The organism is Promicromonospora aerolata (assembly GCF_042682255.1).
GTDB lineage: Bacteria > Actinomycetota > Actinomycetes > Actinomycetales > Cellulomonadaceae > Promicromonospora > Promicromonospora aerolata.
Window position 1 is genome coordinate 5,432,045 of the sequence record NZ_JBHUHF010000001.1, and the last position, 17,208, is coordinate 5,449,252.

Annotated in this window: 15 protein-coding genes; 8 read left to right on the forward strand and 7 right to left on the reverse strand. The window is 72.8% G+C overall.

The features are described 5' to 3' along the window. Window positions 1-44 precede the first annotated feature (44 nt). Together ACFSL2_RS24140 and hutI are read left to right on the forward strand one after the other, a co-directional pair. Window positions 45-1,445 (forward strand): formimidoylglutamate deiminase, encoded by a 1,401-nt coding sequence (locus ACFSL2_RS24140; RefSeq protein ID WP_377200272.1) that lies wholly within the window; start codon window positions 45-47, stop codon window positions 1,443-1,445. After that, complete coding sequence (gene hutI, locus ACFSL2_RS24145; protein WP_377200273.1) at window positions 1,442-2,638, forward strand: imidazolonepropionase; 1,197 nt, start codon at window positions 1,442-1,444, stop codon at window positions 2,636-2,638. Before ACFSL2_RS24140 ends, hutI begins: the two co-directional genes overlap by 4 nt. A gap of 116 nt (window positions 2,639-2,754) precedes the next feature. Here hutI and ACFSL2_RS24150 read toward each other — a convergent pair whose 3' ends face one another. From ACFSL2_RS24150 to ACFSL2_RS24165, 4 genes are all read right to left on the reverse strand, one after another. Next, entirely contained in the window at window positions 2,755-4,563 is a 1,809-nt protein-coding gene (locus ACFSL2_RS24150) for a glycoside hydrolase family 35 protein (RefSeq protein WP_377200274.1), read from the reverse strand. Window positions 4,564-4,655: 92 nt separating this feature from the next. Next, window positions 4,656-5,996 carry an extracellular solute-binding protein gene (locus tag ACFSL2_RS24155; protein WP_377200275.1) on the reverse strand — a complete coding sequence of 447 codons (1,341 nt, stop codon included), beginning with the start codon at window positions 5,994-5,996 and terminating at the stop codon, window positions 4,656-4,658. 62 nt (window positions 5,997-6,058) lie between these two features. Beyond that, window positions 6,059-6,988 carry a carbohydrate ABC transporter permease gene (locus ACFSL2_RS24160; RefSeq protein ID WP_377200276.1) on the reverse strand — a complete coding sequence of 310 codons (930 nt, stop codon included), beginning with the start codon at window positions 6,986-6,988 and terminating at the stop codon, window positions 6,059-6,061. 3 nt (window positions 6,989-6,991) lie between these two features. Further along, window positions 6,992-7,861, reverse strand: a complete 870-nt coding sequence (locus ACFSL2_RS24165; RefSeq protein WP_377200887.1) for a carbohydrate ABC transporter permease — start codon at window positions 7,859-7,861, stop codon at window positions 6,992-6,994. Between the two features lie 177 nt (window positions 7,862-8,038). Here ACFSL2_RS24165 and ACFSL2_RS24170 point away from each other — a divergent pair, with 177 nt between their 5' ends. Beyond that, window positions 8,039-9,076, forward strand: coding sequence for a LacI family DNA-binding transcriptional regulator (locus tag ACFSL2_RS24170; protein ID WP_377200888.1), 1,038 nt, complete (start codon window positions 8,039-8,041; stop codon window positions 9,074-9,076). Window positions 9,077-9,153: 77 nt separating this feature from the next. Further along, entirely contained in the window at window positions 9,154-9,888 is a 735-nt protein-coding gene (locus ACFSL2_RS24175; RefSeq protein WP_377200277.1) for a phosphatase PAP2 family protein, read from the forward strand. Here the strand turns inward: ACFSL2_RS24175 and ACFSL2_RS24180 are convergent. Both ACFSL2_RS24180 and ACFSL2_RS24185 read right to left on the reverse strand, forming a co-directional pair. After that, entirely contained in the window at window positions 9,885-11,468 is a 1,584-nt protein-coding gene (locus ACFSL2_RS24180) for a glycerol-3-phosphate dehydrogenase/oxidase (protein WP_377200278.1), read from the reverse strand. The two genes, ACFSL2_RS24175 and ACFSL2_RS24180, sit on opposite strands and share 4 nt — an antisense overlap. 69 nt (window positions 11,469-11,537) lie before the next feature. Continuing rightward, window positions 11,538-12,155, reverse strand: coding sequence for a TetR/AcrR family transcriptional regulator (locus ACFSL2_RS24185; protein ID WP_377200279.1), 618 nt, complete (start codon window positions 12,153-12,155; stop codon window positions 11,538-11,540). A gap of 64 nt (window positions 12,156-12,219) precedes the next feature. Here ACFSL2_RS24185 and ACFSL2_RS24190 point away from each other — a divergent pair, with 64 nt between their 5' ends. Then, window positions 12,220-13,854: an FAD-binding oxidoreductase gene (locus ACFSL2_RS24190; protein WP_377200280.1), complete on the forward strand. Its 1,635-nt coding sequence runs from the start codon at window positions 12,220-12,222 to the stop codon at window positions 13,852-13,854. A gap of 172 nt (window positions 13,855-14,026) precedes the next feature. Then, entirely contained in the window at window positions 14,027-14,944 is a 918-nt protein-coding gene (locus tag ACFSL2_RS24195) for a diacylglycerol kinase family protein (protein ID WP_377200281.1), read from the forward strand. A gap of 593 nt (window positions 14,945-15,537) precedes the next feature. Here ACFSL2_RS24195 and ACFSL2_RS24200 read toward each other — a convergent pair. Beyond that, the gene (locus ACFSL2_RS24200; protein WP_377200282.1) at window positions 15,538-15,735 is read right to left on the reverse strand and encodes a hypothetical protein; all 198 of its coding nucleotides are present in this window, start codon (window positions 15,733-15,735) and stop codon (window positions 15,538-15,540) included. On the opposite strand from ACFSL2_RS24200, the gene ACFSL2_RS24205 reads away from it, so the two are divergent. Continuing rightward, window positions 15,734-16,264, forward strand: coding sequence for a carboxymuconolactone decarboxylase family protein (locus tag ACFSL2_RS24205; RefSeq protein ID WP_377200283.1), 531 nt, complete (start codon window positions 15,734-15,736; stop codon window positions 16,262-16,264). The genes ACFSL2_RS24200 and ACFSL2_RS24205 overlap by 2 nt on opposite strands. Then, window positions 16,264-17,199: an RNA polymerase sigma factor SigJ gene (gene sigJ, locus ACFSL2_RS24210; RefSeq protein ID WP_377200284.1), complete on the forward strand. Its 936-nt coding sequence runs from the start codon at window positions 16,264-16,266 to the stop codon at window positions 17,197-17,199. The genes ACFSL2_RS24205 and sigJ overlap by 1 nt, the downstream gene beginning before the upstream one ends. Window positions 17,200-17,208 lie beyond the last annotated feature (9 nt).

Sequence of the window (17,208 nt, forward strand, 5' to 3'; positions counted from 1 at the left end):
CGGTTTGCCGATCACCCGATGCGACGGAACGAGAGAGGGGCGCCATGGGGTTCTGGTGCGAGCGGGCCTGGCTGCCCGGGGACGGCGGGGCGCCGGGTCACGTCGCCGAGTCGGTGCGGGTCGAGACCGCCGAGGGCCGGATCGTGGCCGTCGAGGTCGCAGCCCCGGCGGCGGACGGTGACGTACGGCTGGGCGGGCTCGTCCTGCCCGGGCTCGCCGACGCGCACTCCCACGCGTTCCACCGCGCGCTGCGCGGCCGGGCGCACGCGGACGGCGGCTCGTTCTGGACCTGGCGCGAGGGGATGTACGCACTGGCCACAGCGCTGACCCCGGAGCTGTACGAGCGGCTGGCGCGTGCCGTCCTCGCGGAGCTGGCACTGGGCGGCACGACCGCCGTCGGCGAGTTCCACTACGTGCACCACCGGGCCGACGGGACGCCCTACCCGGAGTCCGAGGGCGGGCCGAACGCCATGGCCGAGGCCCTGCGCTCCGCCGCGCGCGACGCCGGGGTGCACCTCACCCTGCTCGACACCTGTTACTTGCACGGCGGCCTCGGCCCCGACGGCCACGAGCCGCTCGCACCCGAGCAGGCACGCTTCGGCGACGGCACCGTCGAGGCGTGGGCGCGGCGCGTGGACGCGCTGCGCGCCGCCTGGGCCGACGACGACCGCGTGCTCGTCGGCGCCGCCGCCCACTCGGTACGCGCCGTCGCGCCATCGGAGCTCGCGGAGCTGGCCCGCTGGGCGCGACGGACCGGAGCACCCTGGCACGTCCACCTGTCCGAGCAGCCCGGGGAGAACGAGGCGGCGCTCGCGGCCTTCGGCGTCACGCCGACGCGGCTCCTGCACGACGCCGGAGCGCTCGGCCCCGGCACCACTGCCGTGCACGCGGTCCACCTGACCGACGACGACGTGACGCTGCTCGGCGCCTCCGGCACGGGCGTCTGCCTCTGCCCGACGACGGAGCGTGACCTCGCCGACGGCATCGCCCCCGGCCTCCGGCTGCTGCGGGCGGGCAGCCCGCTGTCCGTCGGCACGGACCAGCACGTCGGCGCCGACGTGCTGGCCGAGGCGCGCGGCGTCGAGGAGCACGAACGCCTCGCGGCCGGACGGCGCGGCGCGTTCCCGCCCGCCACGCTGATCGAGCTCGCGACGTCGGCCGGCCACGCCGCGCTCGGTCGGCCGGACGCCGGACGGATCGCCGTCGGGGCGCCCGCCGACCTCGTGGCGATCCGCCTGGACACGGTGCGCACGGCGGGGGTCGACCCCGCGCAGGTCGTGCTGGCCGCAGGCGCCCCCGACGTGTCCGACGTCGTCGCGGGCGGCGAGCTCGTCGTCCGCGACGGTGAGCACCGGGTCGGGAACGTCGCGCGGATGCTCGCGGACGCGATCGAGGAGATCTGGGCCGCCACCGGCCGGGACGTGACGAAGGAGACCAGGACATGAGCACGCTGCTGACCAACATCGGTGAGCTGGTCACCAACGACCTGGCACGCGGCGAAGGGCTCGGCACCGTGCCGGACGCCGCTGTCGTCGTGCAGGCCGGCCGGATCGCCTGGACGGGACCCGCCGCGTCGGCGCCGGCCGCCGACGAGGTCGTCGACCTCGGCGGGCGGTGCGTCATCCCCGGCTTCGTGGACGCGCACTCCCACACGGTGTTCGCGGGGGACCGGGCCGCGGAGTTCGCCGCGCGGATGACCGGCGAGCCGTACACCGGCGGCGGCATCGCGACCACGGTCGCCGCCACCCGCGCCGCGAGCGACGACACCCTGCGGGCGCGCGGCCAGGCGCTCGTGCGGGAGATGCTCGCGCAGGGCACCACCACCGTCGAGATCAAGAGCGGCTACGGCCAGGACGTCACCACCGAGGCCCGTATGCTGCGGATCGCCCGGGAGCTCACGCCCGAGACGACGTTCCTCGGTGCCCACACCGTTCCGGCCGAGTACGCGACCGACCGCCCCGGCTACCTGGACCTCGTGACCGGGCCGATGCTCGCCGCCTGCGCACCGCACGCCCGCTGGATCGACGTGTTCTGCGAGCCCGCCGCACCCACGGCGTTCGACGAGGACGAGTCCCGCGCCGTGCTCCGGGCGGGGCTGCGGGCCGGCCTGCTCGCCCGGGTGCACGGCAACCAGCTCTCGCAAGGTCCAGGAGCTCGGCTCGCGGTCGAGGTCGGCGCGGCCAGCGTCGACCACTGCACCCACCTGACCGACGCCGACGTCGACGCGCTGGCCGGGTCCTGGGGTGCGGGCGCCGGGCAGGGCACCGTCGCGACCCTGCTGCCCGCCGTCGAGTTCTCCACCCGGTCGCCCTACCCGGACGCGCGCCGGCTGCTCGCCGCCGGCGTCCCCGTGGCGCTGGCCACCGACTGCAACCCGGGCTCCGGCTACAGCTCGTCCATGCCGTTCGTCGTGGCGCTCGCGGTGCGCGAGATGCGGATGAGCCCCGCCGAGGCGCTCTGGTCGGCGACGGCGGGCGGGGCGGCGGCGCTCCGGCGGGACGACGTCGGTCACCTGCGCGTCGGTGCCCGTGCCGACCTGACGGTCCTGGATGCTCCCAGCCACACCTACCTCGCCTACCGCCCCGGCGTCCCCCTGGTGTCAGAGGTCTGGAAGGACGGGCAGCGGGCCTGCCCGTGACCGGCCGGCCCACCGCCCAACCCCTTCGAGACCTAAGTTCCTTCGCTTTCAGGCCGTCGAAAGCGGAGAAACCTAGGTCTCGAAGAGAATCGCGGTCCGGACGCCGAGCGACCGACCTACTGCTCCGTGACGCCCAGGGCCGGGCCGTCGACGAACGACGCCCGCCTGCTCGCCCCGCCGTGCAGCTCCAGCAGCACGAGCTCGTTGCCCGTGGCGCGCACCAGCGGTCCCGGCACGTACAGCGTGTGCGTCGGGCCGAGGCTCCAGTAGCGGCCGAGCAGCTCGCCGTTGATCCAGGCCAGGCCCTTGGTCCAGCCGTCGAGGCGCAGGAAGTGGTCGGCTCCGGCCACCGCATCGAACGTGGAGCGGTGCAGGCCTGCCACGGCCGCGCCCCCGGACGGGGCGTGCGCGGCGGCGTCCAGCGCAGCCTCCAGCAGCTTCGGCGCGTCCTCGACGCGTAATGCGCCGGCCTGCCACTCGTCGAGCGTCCGCACGGCGGTGCGTACCGGCCCGATGATTCCCTTGGGCTCGCCGATGCGCGGCCCGTAGTTGACGCGTCCCTGGTCCTCGACCAGGAGCGTGAGCTCGCCCGCACGGGCCGGGAGCGCGACGGCGAACGTGTGCGAGCCGCGGTCGAGCACGCCCACCTGCTCGCCGTCGACCAGCACCACCGCGCGGTCCCGCACCTCGGCGACGCTCAGGACGGCGTCGTCGGCCCGGAGGTCGGTGCGGTAGACGGCGAAGCCCGACCACAGCTCCAGGTCGTCGGTGGTCGGCACGTACGGAAAAGTGCGGAGCTCCTCGCGGAGCAGACCCGGCAGGACGTCGGCGAGCGGCACGTGCGCGGTGAGCTCGACGTCGAGCACGGGTGCCCCCGCACCGGCTGACGCCCCGGCGGCATCAGCGCCCAGCTCCTCGGCCGAGGCCACGGGCAGGTGCCGCGCGATCACGTCGCGCATCGCGTAGTACTTGGCGGTCGGCGTGCCGTCCTCCGCGAGCGGCGCGTCGTAGTCGTACGACGTGGCGATGGGCCGGTAGATGCCCTTGTCGTTGGCGCCGCTGGTGAGCCCGAAGTTGGTGCCGCCGTGGAACATGTACAGGTTGACCGAGCCGCCGGCCGCGAGCAGGTCGTCCAGGTCGGCGGCGTTCGCCTCGGCGGGCGCGAGGTGGTGCTCCAGGCCCCACGAGTCGAACCAGCCGTTCCAGAACTCCATGCACATCAGCGGCCCCGTCGGCTGGTGCCTGCGCAGCACCTCGAGCCGCTCGGCGGTGCGCGACCCGAAGGTCGCGGTCTTGTGCAGCTCCGGCAGGCCGCCCCGGGCGAGCATCTCGTCGTTCGCCTGGTCGCAGGTGAACAGCGGTACGTCGATGCCCTGGCCGCGGATCAGGTCCACGAGCGCCCGCAGGTACTTCTGCCGCTCGGGCGCCGGATCGTTCCCGTACGCGCCGTACTCGTTCTCGACCTGCACCATCAGGACCGGGCCGCCGTGCGTCACCTGACGCTCGGCCACCAGCGGCAGCAGGCTCGCGTAGTACTTGCCGATCGCCTCGAGGAACCGCGGCTCGTGGCGACGCACGCCCACGGCGGCGTCGGCCAGCAGCCAGGCGGGAAGGCCGCCGCCGTCCCACTCCGCGCAGATGTAGGGGCCGGGCCGCACGATCGCGTGCAGGCCCTCGGCGGCCACCAGGTCGAGGAAACGGCCCAGGTCGCGCCGTCCGTCCAGGTCGAACACGCCGGGCTCGGGCGCGTGGAAGTTCCACGGCACGTACGTCTCGATGGTGTTCAGGCCCATGAGCCGGGCCTTGCGGATGCGGTCGGCCCACTGGTCGGGGTGTACGCGGAAGTAGTGCAGCGCGCCACTGACGACCTGTGTCCGCTCGCCGTCGAGCAGGAAGTCCTCGGGTCCGATCTCGAACGTGGGCATATGTGGTTCCTCGGAGTGCTGTCGTGGTGGGGGGAAACGGGACGACGGCGGGGAGAGCCCCCGCCGTCGTCCCGGTCTGCGTGCCGGCCGGCTCACTCGCTGACGGTGAAGCCCTGCTCGTTGCCGTAGCCGACGATGGACTGCTGCCACGCGGCCAGGCCGTCCGCCAGGGGCGTCGAGCCCGTGTACGACTGGCCCACGGTGTCCGGGAACACGCTGTTCGCGTACACCTGGTACGGCAGGTACTGCCAGCCGGTCACGACGCTCGTCGCCGACTCCGAGAGCACCTCGTTGATCTTCTGGCCGCCGAAGTACTCGGACTCGACGGCGAGGAACTCCTCGTCGGTGAGGTCCGCGAGCGTTGCCGGGAAGTTGCCGCCCTCCAGGCGGGTCGCGACGCCGTCGCCGGCGTTCGCGTACTCCAGGAAGCCGTAGGCCAGCGCCTTCTTCTCGCTCGCGTCCGTGACCGACAGCGCGGAGCCGCCGTTCTCGGCGGTCTCCTGGGCGCCGGCGGTCCACTGCGGCATGGGCGCCACGCGCCAGTCGCCCGACGCCGGTGCCGCACCGGACTCGAGGTTCGCGGGCATCCACGCGCCCGTGACGAGCGCGGCGATCTCACCGTTGCCCAGGCCCTGGAACCACTCGTCGGTCCAGGCGGGGACGTTCGCGACCAGGTCGTCGTCCAGCATCTGCTGCCACATGTCCGTGAACTTCGCCGAACCCTCGTCGGCGAGGTCCACGGTGACGTCGGTGCCGTCCACCTCGAACGGGTGCCCGCCCGCCTGCCAGATCATCGACGTCGCGAACCCGGCGTCGCCGTTGTCCGCCGTGATGTATGCGTTCGGGTCCGAGGCGCGGATCTTCTCGGCCGCCGTGACGAACTCCTCCCACGTGGCGGGCACGTCGGCGCCGGCCTTCTCGAAGGTCTTGGCGTTGTAGAACAGGGCCATCGGGCCGGAGTCCATCGGCAGGCCGTACACGGCGTCGCCGTCGGTCACCGCACCCCACGGGCCGGGGGAGTAGGTGCCGTCCAGCTCGCCCGCGCCGAAGGGCGCGAGGTCGGCGAGGGACTCGCCGATGGAGAACTGCGGCAGGGCGTAGTACTCCATCTGTGTCACGTCGGGCACACCGGAGCCCGCGCTGATCGCGTTCTGGAGGGCCACGTAGTGGTCGTTGCCCGTGCCGACGTTGGCGAGCTCGACGTCGACGTTCGGGTACTCGGCCTCGAAGTCGTCGACGACCTTCTCCAGCGTGGGCTCCCAGGCCCAGACCAGCAGGTCGCCGCCTTCCTCGAGCGCCGCGGAGATGTCCTCGGGGGACATGGCCTCCGCGGCGTCGCCGCCGTCGGACCCGGACCCGCACGCGGTCAGGGTGAGCGCCAGGGCGCTCGCCGCGGCGAGCGCACCTACGGCGCGGTGGTGGCGGATGGTCATGGTGGTTCCTCTCACTTCATCGTCAGTCGGATCAGTTCTGGGGGAAGGGCGTGCGGTACTGCTCACTCCTTGACGCTGCCGGCGGCAAGGCCCGACTGCCAGTAGCGCTGGAGGAGCAGGAAGACCGCGATGAGCGGCAGGATCGTGAGGAGCGAGCCGGCGATGACGAGGTTGAAGATCGCCTCGCCGCCGGCCGTGGTCGCCTGCTCGTTCCACGCGTTCAGGCCCAGGGTCAGGGGGTACCAGTCCGGGTCGCGCAGCATGATGAGCGGCAGAAAGTAGTTGTTCCACGTCGCGACGACGGTGAACAGCAGCACCGTCACGATGCCGGGGGCCAGCATGGGCAGGGCCACCTGGAAGAACGTGCGGGCCTCGCTGGCGCCGTCGATCCGGGCGGCCTCCATGATCTCGTCCGGTACGGCGTCGGCCGCGAACGTCCACATGAGGTACAGCCCGAACGGCGAGATGAGCGACGGGATGATCACGGACCACGGGGTGTTCGTCAGGCCCATGTTGGCGAACATGAGGAACGTGGGCACGGCCAGGGCGGTGCCCGGTACGGCCACCGCGCCGATGACGACGGCGAACACCGCGCGCTTGCCGGGGAAGGTGAACTTCGCCAGGCCGTAGCCGCCGAGCAGGGCCAGCAGGGTGGCGCCGCCCGCTCCGGCCACGACGTACAGGAGGGTGTTGGCGAACCAGCGCAGGAACACGCCGCCGTCGTAGGTGAGGACGCCGACGATGTTGTCCCAGAGGGCGAAGTCGCCGCTGAACCAGAGGCCGAACGAGCTGAACAGGTCGGGCTGGGTCTTCGTCGCGTTGAACACCAGCCACACCAGCGGGATCAGGGCGTAGACGCCGATCAGGGCGGTGAGGACCGTGAGCAGCACGCTGCGGGTCGGGCGGGCGTGCGAGGTGCGGCGCGAGGTGATGCGCGGGCGGGGCCGTCGGGTGCGGACGGTGGGTGCGTTCAGCAGGGCGTTGGTGCTCATGGCTCAGGCCTCCTTGCGCATGCCGCGCAGCTGCACCACGTAGGCCACGAGCATCGTGAGCACGCCCATGATGATCGCCACCGTGGCCGAGTAGTTGTACTGCTGGCCGGAGAAGGACAGCGAGTAGGCGTACAGGTTCGGGGTGTAGTGCGTCGAGATGTAGTTGGGCGACAGCGACTGCAGGATGCTCGGCTCGTTGAAGAGCTGGAACGAGCCGATGATCGAGAAGATCGTCGCCACGACGAGGGCGCCCCGGATGGCGGGCAGCTTGATCGCGGAGATCACGCGCCACGGTCCTGCGCCGTCGATCTCCGCGGCCTCGTACAGGGACGTCGGCACGACCCGGAGCGCGGCGTAGAAGATCAGCATGTTGTAGCCCACGAACTGCCAGGTCACGATGTTGCCGATCGCCGGGAGCAGCAGGGCGGACGCCAGCGGGTCCGGGAGGCTGGTGCCGAACAGGTCGTTGAAGTTGCCGACCAGGCCGAACCGGTCGCCGTACATGAAGCCCCACATCAGCGCCGCCACGACACCCGGTACCGCGTACGGCAGGAAGATCGTGAGGCGGAAGAAGTCCCGCCCGTAGAGGCGGCCGCTGTCGATGGCGAGGGCGACCAGCAGCGAGATGCCGAGCATCACCGGTACCTGGACCAGGAGGAACAGCGTGACGCGGCCGACGCCGTCCCAGAACTGCGGGTCGCCGAGCGCCCGGGCGTAGTTGTCGAACCCGACGAACGAGGTACCGCCCACGAGCTGCGTCTGGAACAGGCTCAGGTAGAGCGAGTACGCGATCGGCGCGAGAAAGACGAGGGCGAACACGGCCATGAACGGGCCGACGAAGCCCCATCCTGTCCAGCGGTTGCGGTGTCGCATCCGCTCACGGGTCTTGGGCACGGCCAACGGCGATGCGAGCGTGGTCACGGGAGTCGCTCCTTCACGAGTGGGGCCAGCATGTCGTCGTGTTGACGTAAACATGGTGACGCGGACTAGGGTGCTCGTGAGTGAACGGGGTGTCAAGCGCGCCCCGGTGTGACGGTGCATCACGAGGAGGTGGATGCGGTGGAGGGCAGAGGCCCGTCCCTGGCCGACGTCGCCGCGCTCGCCGGAGTGTCGACCCAGACCGTCTCGCGCGTGTCGATGGGTCTGGACAACGTGCGACCTGCGACGCGGGACCGGGTGCTGGCGGCGATGGCGGAGCTCGGCTATGCGCCGAACACCGCCGCGCGGGCACTGCGGTACGGCAGCTTCCGGACCATCGGTGTGATCGCTCACCGGCTCGCCCGGACAGGCGAGTCCCGGACGGTCGAGGCGGTGGTCGAGGCAGCGCGCCGAGAGGGGTACACGGTCACGCTGATCGACGTCGAGAGCCCGTCGTCCGACGTCGTCTCCGCCGCGGCGACCCGGCTGTCCCACCAGGCCATCGACGGTCTCGTGATCATCAGGGCCGAGACCGCGACGCCGGACACGCTCGCGCTGCCACCCCGGCTCCCCGTCGTGGTGTCCGACTCACGCTTCGTCGGCCACCACCCCGCCGTCGGCGCCGACCAGGCCGACGGCGCCCGCCGTGCCACCCAGCACCTGCTCGACCTGGGGCACCGGACGGTGCACCATGTCGCGGGGCCGGCCGACTCGGCGCCCGCCCAGATGCGCGCGGAGGCCTGGCGCGGGGCGCTCGACGCGGCCGGCCGCCCGGTCCCCGAAGTGGTCGAGGGCGACTGGACGGCGGCCTCCGGGTACGCCGCCGGCCGCGGGTTCGTCACCGACCCCGATGTCACGGCGGTTTTCTGCGCCAACGACGAGATGGCCGCCGGTGTGCTCCGCGCCTTGCACGAGGCCGGGCGTACCGTGCCGCACGACGTCTCGGTGGTCGGGTTCGACGACGTCCTGCTGGCGGGCTACCTCTGGCCGCCGCTGACGACGGTGGCGCAGGACTTCGACGAGATCGGCCGACGGCTCGTGGCCCGGCTGCTGCAGCAGGTGCGCACCGGGGAGAACGAGGACGACGCCGACTCCGAGGACCTGCACGAGGTGGTGCCCGTGGAGCTCAAGGTCCGGGAGAGTACCGCGCCCCCGCGCCCGCCGGCTTAGGCCCGGTGCCGAGCAACCGTCCTGAAACCCGTAGGATCGGCTTGATGGCGCAATCAGAGGGCAGGGGTGGAACGCGCGTGGGGTCACCGTCAACCGAGGCTCCGCTCGGCCCGTCGACCCGTCCGACGTGGCGCAGCTCGGTGCTCGCGGCAGTCCTCGGGGTGCTCGTGTTCGGTCTGCTCATCTGGCAGGTCGTCGTCCGCGGCCCGTTCATCGCCTGGGACTGGCAGTTCCACTACTACGTCGACGCCCACCACCCCATGGGGTGGGAGAAGCTCTTCCTCGACATCGTCGCGAGCATCACGGGCGAGCGCATGTTCACCATCCCGATGGTGGGCGGGACCGCCCTCTACGTGGCGTGGAAGCAGGGTGGACGCGGCTCGCTCTGGAACATCGGCACCCGCCGACCCGTGCTCGCCGTCCTCGCAGGACTCGCCACCATCGCCTCGATCGGCTACGGCACCAAGTTCGGCCTCGGCCGCACCGGCCCGCACCACAACATGGACGTGCTGCACGCCGGCGGCCAGGCCTTCCCGTCGGGCCACGCGGCGAACACGTTCTTCACCGGCTTCTTCATCCTCTGCCTGCTGTTCGCCCACGGCGGGCTCAACCCGAGCATCCGCCGGCTGCGCAGACTGATCCCCGTCGTCGCCGTGATCGTGATGATCGCGGGGGCGCTGATGTCCTGGCTGGACTACCACTGGCTCAGCGACATCCCCGGCGGCTGGCTGCTCGGGTTCATCGCCTGCATGGTGTCGCTGTCCGTGCTCCGCGCCCCACGCCGCCAACGAGAACGCACGCCCCCGCACTAGGGTCGGCGTCGTGCCAGGGTGTCGGTGACGAGCTCCGCCACCACGTCGTGCACCGCCGCACGGTCGGCGGGGACCAGCCCGATGCGGGTGCGCCGGTCCAGCACGTCGTCCGCGTCCAGCGCACCCTCGTGCGTGACCGCCCATTCGATCTCGGCCCGCGTGACGTCCAGGTGCTCGGCCCCCGGGATCCCCTGTCCGACGGCGGACGCCGCACCCGGTAGCACGGCGCCGGCCAGCACCCCGGCGGCCTCGGTGCCGTATCGCGCGACCAGCGGGGCCGGGAGGCGCGGGGCCGGCGTGCTGGGCCCGCCCGGCGGCGGCGCTCCGACCAGCGGCAGGTCGGCGGTCCAGCACGGCCCCGCGGTGAGACCGGCGTGCCGCACGGCCAGGTCCACCGCGTCCTCGGCCATGGTCCGGTAGGTGGTCAGCTTGCCGCCCAGCACGTTCACCGCCCCCGTGGCCGGTGACACCTCCACGAGGTGCTTGCGCGAGACGTCGGACGACACGGTGCCCCCGTCGTCACCCGGCCCAGCCGTGTCGACGAGGGGCCGTAGCCCCGCGAAGGTGCCCACGACGTCGTCGGGCACCAGGGGGCGCTCCAGCAGAGCGGACACCGTCCCGAGCAGGAAGTCGACCTCGGCCGGGGTGGCCTCCGGCACGTCCGGGACGGGGCCGGGCGCCTCCTCGTCGGTGAGGCCGATGACGACCCGCCCGAGCTGCGTGGGCAGCGCGAAGACGTAGCGCGAGCCGGAGCCGGGCACGGGCACCATGAGCGCACCCTTCGGGTGGCCCAGCCGGGCGGCGGGCACCACGACGTGCGTGCCCCGGCTCGGGCGCAGCCGCACGGACGGGTCGACGGTCCCGGCCCACACGCCCGTGGCGTTCACGACCACGCGTGCCCGGACGTCGAGGGTCGCACCGGTGAGCGTGTCCTCGAGCGTCGCGCCGTCGGCGCGCAGGTGGGCGGCCCGGACCCGGGTCAGGATCTTCGCCCCGCGTCCCGCGGCGGTGCGGGCCAGGGCGACGACGAGCCGGGCGTCGTCGACCAGCTGGCCGTCGTGCGCTATCCAGGCGGCGCGCAGCCGCGTCCGCGTGACGGCGGGCACGAGCCGGGCGGCCTCGCCGGGCCGGGCGAGACGTGGTGCGGGCAGCACCCGGGAGGGGGTCCCGGCGTCCCGGCGCAGCAGGTCGCCGAGGCCGAACCCGATGCCCGCCGTAAGGCCCTGCCGACGGCCCACGCCGGGGGCGAGGGGGAGCACCTGCGGCAGGGCGCGGACGAGGTGCGGCGCGGTGCGGGTCATCAGCACGTGCCGCTCCCGTGCGCTCTCGCGGGCCACACCGACATCGCCGGTGGCCAGGTACCGCAGGCCACCGTGCGCGAGCTTGGAGCTCCAGCGGGAGGTGCCCCAGGCGAGGTCGCGGGCCTCCACGAGAGCCACGGACAGGCCGCGGGCCGCCGCGTCGAGGGCCACGCCGGTGCCCGTCACACCACCACCGACCACGAGCAGGTCGACCGTCTCAGAGGCGAGCTCGTCGAGCTCGCGGGCACGCCGGACGGCGGTCAGGGCAGAGCGTTGCATCGGTCCAGCTTCCGGTGGGGTGTCGGGTGGCGACGGGTTGCGTCGGGTGGTGTCGGGTGCGGTGCCGGGTCAGGGGCGGAGATAGCCGTCGAGGGCATGGGCCAGCTCGGTGCGCAGGGCATCGGCGTCGATCACCGTGGTGACCGTGCGGTACGAGAGCACCGTCGACTGGGTGATGAGCAGGACCATGACGGCCAGGTCGGAGGCCGGTCCCGGCCGCACCGTCCCGCCCTGCTGGGCGGCGGTGAGCGCGCTGGCGAGCCATTCCAGGCTGACCCGCTGGGACCGGCCGATCCGCTGGAACGCGTACTGGGTGAAGACCTCCGGCTCGTGGGTCAGCAGACGCCCGTAGACCGGGTCGGTGCGGATCAGCTCGCTGAACCGGACGACCTTCGCCACGATGTCGGCCCGGTCACCGGCGTACGGGCCGACGGCGGTGATCACGCGCTGGGCGTGGTGCATGAGGAGGGCGCGCAGCACGTCCTCGGCCGACTCCCAGCGGCGGTAGACCGTGGGCCGGGAGACGCCGGCCGCCCGGGCCAGCTCGGTGACGGACAGCCCGCGGGTGCCCCGGGTGGCGACCAGCTCGGCGGCGGACGCCAGGAGGCGCGCCTCGATGTCGTCGTGGCCGGCGCCGGGCTGGTCCGTGGGCGAGATCGGATCGGGGGCTGCGTTACGGATTGTCATGTTGTGTCACACTGTAACGCGACTCGGGCCGGCCGGTCAGGCCCGCCGACGACACGGAGGACACGTGAGCACAGAGCCGCAGCACGAGCGCATCGACATGCGGTGGTCCGGCTGGGGCGACCCCGGCGCCGCACACGGACTCCCTGGCGGCGTGAAGCTGCTGCTCACGGCGGTGCTCGGCCGGTCGCCCGCAGCGCGTCCGGCGCCGGACATCGCCGAGGTCACGGTCACCACCCCGCCGTTGGACGACGCCGACGTGGCGGCCCTCGCCGCGGTGGTCGGTTCCCGTCAGGTCGACACGGGGCACGAGACCCGGATCCTGCACGCGGGCGGCAAGTCCACGCCGGACCTGCTGCGGCGGCGGCGGGCCGAGCAGGTGGCGCCGGGCGTCGTCGTGCTGCCCGGGTCCGAGGACGAGGTGGCCGCGGTGCTGGCCGTCGCCGGTGAACGCGGTCTCGCCGTCGTGCCGTTCGGTGGGGGCACCGCCGTGACCGGCGGGCTGGAGCCGGACGCCGGTGCGCACCGAGGTGTCGTGAGCCTCGACCTGCGCTGGCTGGCCGGGCTGGTCACGCTCGATGCCACCGCCCAGGAGGCGACCCTCTGGGCGGGGACCACGGCGCCGGCCGCCGAGTCGGCACTGGACGAGCACGGCTTCGAGCTGGGGCACTTTCCCCAGAGCTTCGAGTTCGCGACCCTCGGCGGATTCGCCGCCATGCGCTCCTCCGGTCAGAACTCGGCCGGGCACGGGCGGTTCGACGCCATGGTGACGGGGCTGCGGGTCGTGACACCGACGGGCGTGCTCGACCTGGGGCGGGCGCCCGGATCCGCCGCGGGGCCGGACCTGCTGCGCTGGTTCCTCGGTTCGGAGGGCACGTTCGGCGTGATCACGCAGGTGCGGGTGCGGGTGCACCCCACGCCCGAGGTGCGCCTGTTCGACGCCTGGACCTTCGGCGACTTCGTGACCGGCACCGACGCGCTGCGCCGGGTGGCCCAGCTGGGCACCGGCCCCACGGTGCTGCGGCTGTCCGACGAGGACGAGACGGCGGTCTCGCTCGCGCAGGTCGGCAGCATCGGCAAGGCGCTGGCCCGGGGTTGTTCCGCCATCGTGCTGCACGAAGGGCCGGACGGGGCGGCGCAGTCCCGGCGCGAGGCCACCACACGCGTGCTCCGCGAGGCGGGCGGCAAGCCGGCCGCGGAGAAGCTGGCCGTGTCGTGGGACCACGGCCGGTTCAAGGCGCCCTACCTGCGGGACGCCCTGCTCGACCACGGCGTGTTCTGCGAGACCCTCGAGACCGCCACCACGTGGTCCAACCTGCACGCGCTGAAGGCCGCCGTCACGGAGGCGCTCACGGACGGGCTCGCCCAGGAGGGTGCGCGGAACCGCATCCTCTGCCACATCTCCCACGTCTACCCGACGGGCGCGTCACTGTACTTCACGGTGATCGCGGGGCTCGGCGCCGACCCGCTCGAGCCGTGGGGCCGGGTGAAGCACCGGGTGAACGACGCGATCCTGGCGGCAGGCGCGACCATCAGTCACCACCACGGGATCGGCACGGACCACGCCCCGTGGCTGGAGCAGGAGATCGGCGAGGTCGGGGTCCGCATGCTGCGGGCCGTCAAGGCCGAGCTGGACCCTGCCGGGATCATGAACCCCGGCGCGCTGCTCGGGCCGGTGGGGCCGGCCGGTCCTGGGGATTGATCCTGCCGGTAGATGAAGTGGGTCGGTTGGCTGGGTGGCTGGGCTGGCTGGGTGGACTGGGCTGGGCTGGCTGGGTGGACTGGGCCGGTTGGCTGGGCGGGTAGGTTGCGGGCCACCGCATTCTTCGCAGGTTCGACGACAGGGCGTCCGACGGTGGGCGCGTGGAGCTGACATGACTGAGCAGTACGGCGGAGCCGGGCACATCGCGGTGCTCGTCAATCCCGCGTCCGGTCGCGGATTCGGCGAGGGGAGCGGTCGAGCAGCAGTGGACCGGCTCCGGTCGCGCGGTGCCGAGGTCCGCGTCTACCAGGGCATCGACGCCCAGGAGACCGCGGTGCTCGGCAGGAAGGCGGTCGACGAGGGGCCCGACGTGGTCGTGGTCGCCGGAGGTGACGGCACCGTCTCGTCCGTGCTGGAGCCGGTCGTCGAGGCGGGCCTGCCGCTCGCGGTGATTCCCGGCGGCACCGGCAACGACCTCGCCCGCGAGCACGGCATCCCCCTCGACGACCCGGCGGTCGCGGCGGACCTGGTGCTCGACGGCGGCCGCAAGCGCGTCGACACGGGCACCGTCACGGCCGACGACGGCACCGTGCGCCACTTCGTCACCGTCCTGTGCGCCGGGCTGGACTCCTTGACCAACGAGCGCACCAACCGTATGACCTGGCCCACCGGCCCCGCCCGGTACCGGATCGCCGTGTACGCGGAATGGCTGCGGCTCAAGCGGTTCGGATACCGGTTGGAGCCCGTGGGCGCACCCGCCCTGGCCCAGGACGGATATCTGCTCGGGATCGGCCTCACCAGGTCCTACGGCGGTGGCGTGCCGATCTGCCCCGGAGCCGACCCGACGGACGGGCTTCTCGACGTCACCCTGGTGCACGCGGTGGGCCGGTTCCGGTTCATGGCGTTCGACGGGATCATCAAGGCCGGCGAGCACGTCGGGCGACCGGACGTCACCACGCTCCGGGCGCCGGCGATTCGCGTCGGGGCCCCGGCCGGCCTGGTCGCGTACGCCGACGGCGAGCACGTGGGACCGCTGCCCGTCACGGTCGAGGCCCACCGGGAGGCGCTGACGCTCTGCGTGCCGGTGTGAGGGTGTTGGGGTTGTTGGGCGTTGTTGGCGTTGTTGGGGGACGGTTTGGTCGAACCGCAGGTTGATCGTGGCTGCGTGGCTGCGTGGCTGCGTGGCTGCGGAGCGGTGCCGAACCGCAGGTTTCGAGTCACACCGGTGGGCCGAACCGCAGGTTCCACGTGATGGGCTGCGCCGAACCGCACGTTCCGAGTCGTGTTGTACGCCGAACCGCAGGTTCCACGTCACCGGATGCGCCGAACCGCACGTTCCGAGTCACCGCCTGCGCCGAGCCGCAAGTTTCGAGTCACCAGGTGTGCCGAACCGAAACAAGGTGGTCCACCGGACGCCAACCAGACGTGCACCCTGCGGTTCGGCGCATCCGGTGACGTGGTAGTTGCGGTTCGGCCCATCGGGCGATGGTCATGTTGCGGTTCGACTCACCGGGTGACGGTCAAGGTGCGGTTCGGCGCGCCCGGTGACGCGGATCGGTGCACCCGCGACTCGGAACGTGCGGCTCGGCGGACCCCGGCCGACGCGCAACCTGCGGTTCGGCCCCGAGCCGACGACCGACGTGGCTCCACGCACCGTGTGACCCGGCTCACGGCGCGGTCGTGTCACGCCCGGGCGCCGAGTGGTGTCCTGAGGGTGTCCGCGTTGGCGCAGCACCGAACGGAGCCCACCATGTCCCGCACTCCCGAGTCCCGCAGTCCCGAGTCCCGCAGTCCATCGCCCCGCAGTCCGAGCGCGACGGACCGCAGCATCAGCACCAGGATCACCAGCGCCATACCGAACACCCTCACCAACCGGGTCATGGCCGCGTTCTCCCGCCGTCGGTACGGGGCCGTGCTGGACCCGTTGGTCGCCGTCGGGCACCACGGGAAGGTGACCCGGACGTATGCGCTCACCGAGCTCGGCGTCGGCGGCTGGAAGGCGCTGGACCCCGGCCTGAAGTCGCTGGCGGTGATGGCCGCCTCCGTGGCGATCGGCTGCACGTGGTGCGTCGACTTCGGCTACTGGGAGGCGGAGCATGAGCACATGGACCCGGAGAAGCTGCACGACGTCCCGGCCTGGCGGTCGAGCGAGCGGTTCTCCGAGCTGGAGCGGGACGTGCTGGCGCTCGCGGAGGGTGAGACGGCCACGCCGCCGTCCGTCGACGACGATCTTGTCGCCCGCCTGACCGCGGCTCTCGGCGAGAAGGCGTTCACGGAGCTCGTGGCGATCGTCGCGGTGGAGAACCTGCGCAGCCGCCTGAACGCGGCCATGGGGCTGAGCGCACAGGGCTTCAGCGACCGTTGCGAGGTGCCGCTCGGTGGGGCCCTCGCCGAGGTGGGGGATCAGTAGTGCCGAACCCGAGCCCAGTCCCGAACCCGAGCCCCGCCCCCAGCCCGGCCCCCGGCCCCCAGGTCACCGAGCTCACCGAGCTGTTCGAGGCCAACCGCCGTCTGCTCTTCACCGTCGCCTACGAGATGCTCGGCGCGGCCGCCGACGCCGAGGACGTCGTGCAGGAGGTGTGGCTGCGGTGGTCCGCGGCGGACCGGTCCGACGTCCTCGAGCCGCGGGCCTACCTGGTGCGCATCACGACGCGGCTGTCCCTGAACCGGCTCCGCGCACTGCAGCGCGCTCGGGAGACGTACGTGGGGCCGTGGCTCCCCGATCCGCTCCTCACCACGCCCGACGCCGCCCTCCCGGTCGAGCGGGCCGAGGAGGTGTCGCTTGCGCTGCTCGTCGTGCTGGAGACGTTGTCACCCCTGGAGCGGGCGGTGTTCGTGCTGCGTGAGGTGTTCGACCTGTCGTACCAGGAGATCGGCGACGTGCTGGACCGCGACGTGCCCGCCCTGCGGCAGACGGCACACCGGGCCCGGGAGCACGTGCGGGCCCGTCGGCCCCGCTATACGCCCGCCGGCCCGCAGCACGCGGAGGCCACCGAGCGGTTCCTGACGGCGTGCTTCACCGGCGACCTCGCCGGCGTCGTGGCCGCGCTCGCCCCCGAGGTGGAGCTCGTGACCGACGGCGGCGGCGTGGTCCGCGCGGCACGCCGGATCATCCGGGGCGCCGACAAGGTGTCGCGTGCCCTGATCGCGTTCGCGGGCGACGGCACGATGGCGGACCTGGAGTGGGTTCCCGTCGAGATCAACGGGGCGCTGGGCACGATGGCGCTGCGCGACGGCGTGCCGACGATGGCGTCCGTCGCCGAGTACGACGGCGACCGGCTGGCGCGACTCATGGTGTTCCGCAACACGGAGCGGCTGGCCGGTCTGCGCCGCCGGTCGGGCTGAACCGCGCCG

Coding starts and splice junctions, on each gene's coding strand:
- ACFSL2_RS24140 (WP_377200272.1), top strand. CDS start 45: ATGGGGTTCTGGTGCGAGCGGGCCTGGCTGCCCGGGGACGGCGGGGCG.
- hutI (WP_377200273.1), top strand. CDS start 1,442: ATGAGCACGCTGCTGACCAACATCGGTGAGCTGGTCACCAACGACCTG.
- ACFSL2_RS24150 (WP_377200274.1), bottom strand. CDS start 4,563: ATGCCCACGTTCGAGATCGGACCCGAGGACTTCCTGCTCGACGGCGAG.
- ACFSL2_RS24155 (WP_377200275.1), bottom strand. CDS start 5,996: ATGACCATCCGCCACCACCGCGCCGTAGGTGCGCTCGCCGCGGCGAGC.
- ACFSL2_RS24160 (WP_377200276.1), bottom strand. CDS start 6,988: ATGAGCACCAACGCCCTGCTGAACGCACCCACCGTCCGCACCCGACGG.
- ACFSL2_RS24165 (WP_377200887.1), bottom strand. CDS start 7,861: ATGCGACACCGCAACCGCTGGACAGGATGGGGCTTCGTCGGCCCGTTC.
- ACFSL2_RS24180 (WP_377200278.1), bottom strand. CDS start 11,468: ATGCAACGCTCTGCCCTGACCGCCGTCCGGCGTGCCCGCGAGCTCGAC.
- ACFSL2_RS24185 (WP_377200279.1), bottom strand. CDS start 12,155: ATGACAATCCGTAACGCAGCCCCCGATCCGATCTCGCCCACGGACCAG.
- ACFSL2_RS24195 (WP_377200281.1), top strand. CDS start 14,027: ATGACTGAGCAGTACGGCGGAGCCGGGCACATCGCGGTGCTCGTCAAT.
- ACFSL2_RS24205 (WP_377200283.1), top strand. CDS start 15,734: ATGGCCGCGTTCTCCCGCCGTCGGTACGGGGCCGTGCTGGACCCGTTG.
- ACFSL2_RS24200 (WP_377200282.1), bottom strand. CDS start 15,735: ATGACCCGGTTGGTGAGGGTGTTCGGTATGGCGCTGGTGATCCTGGTG.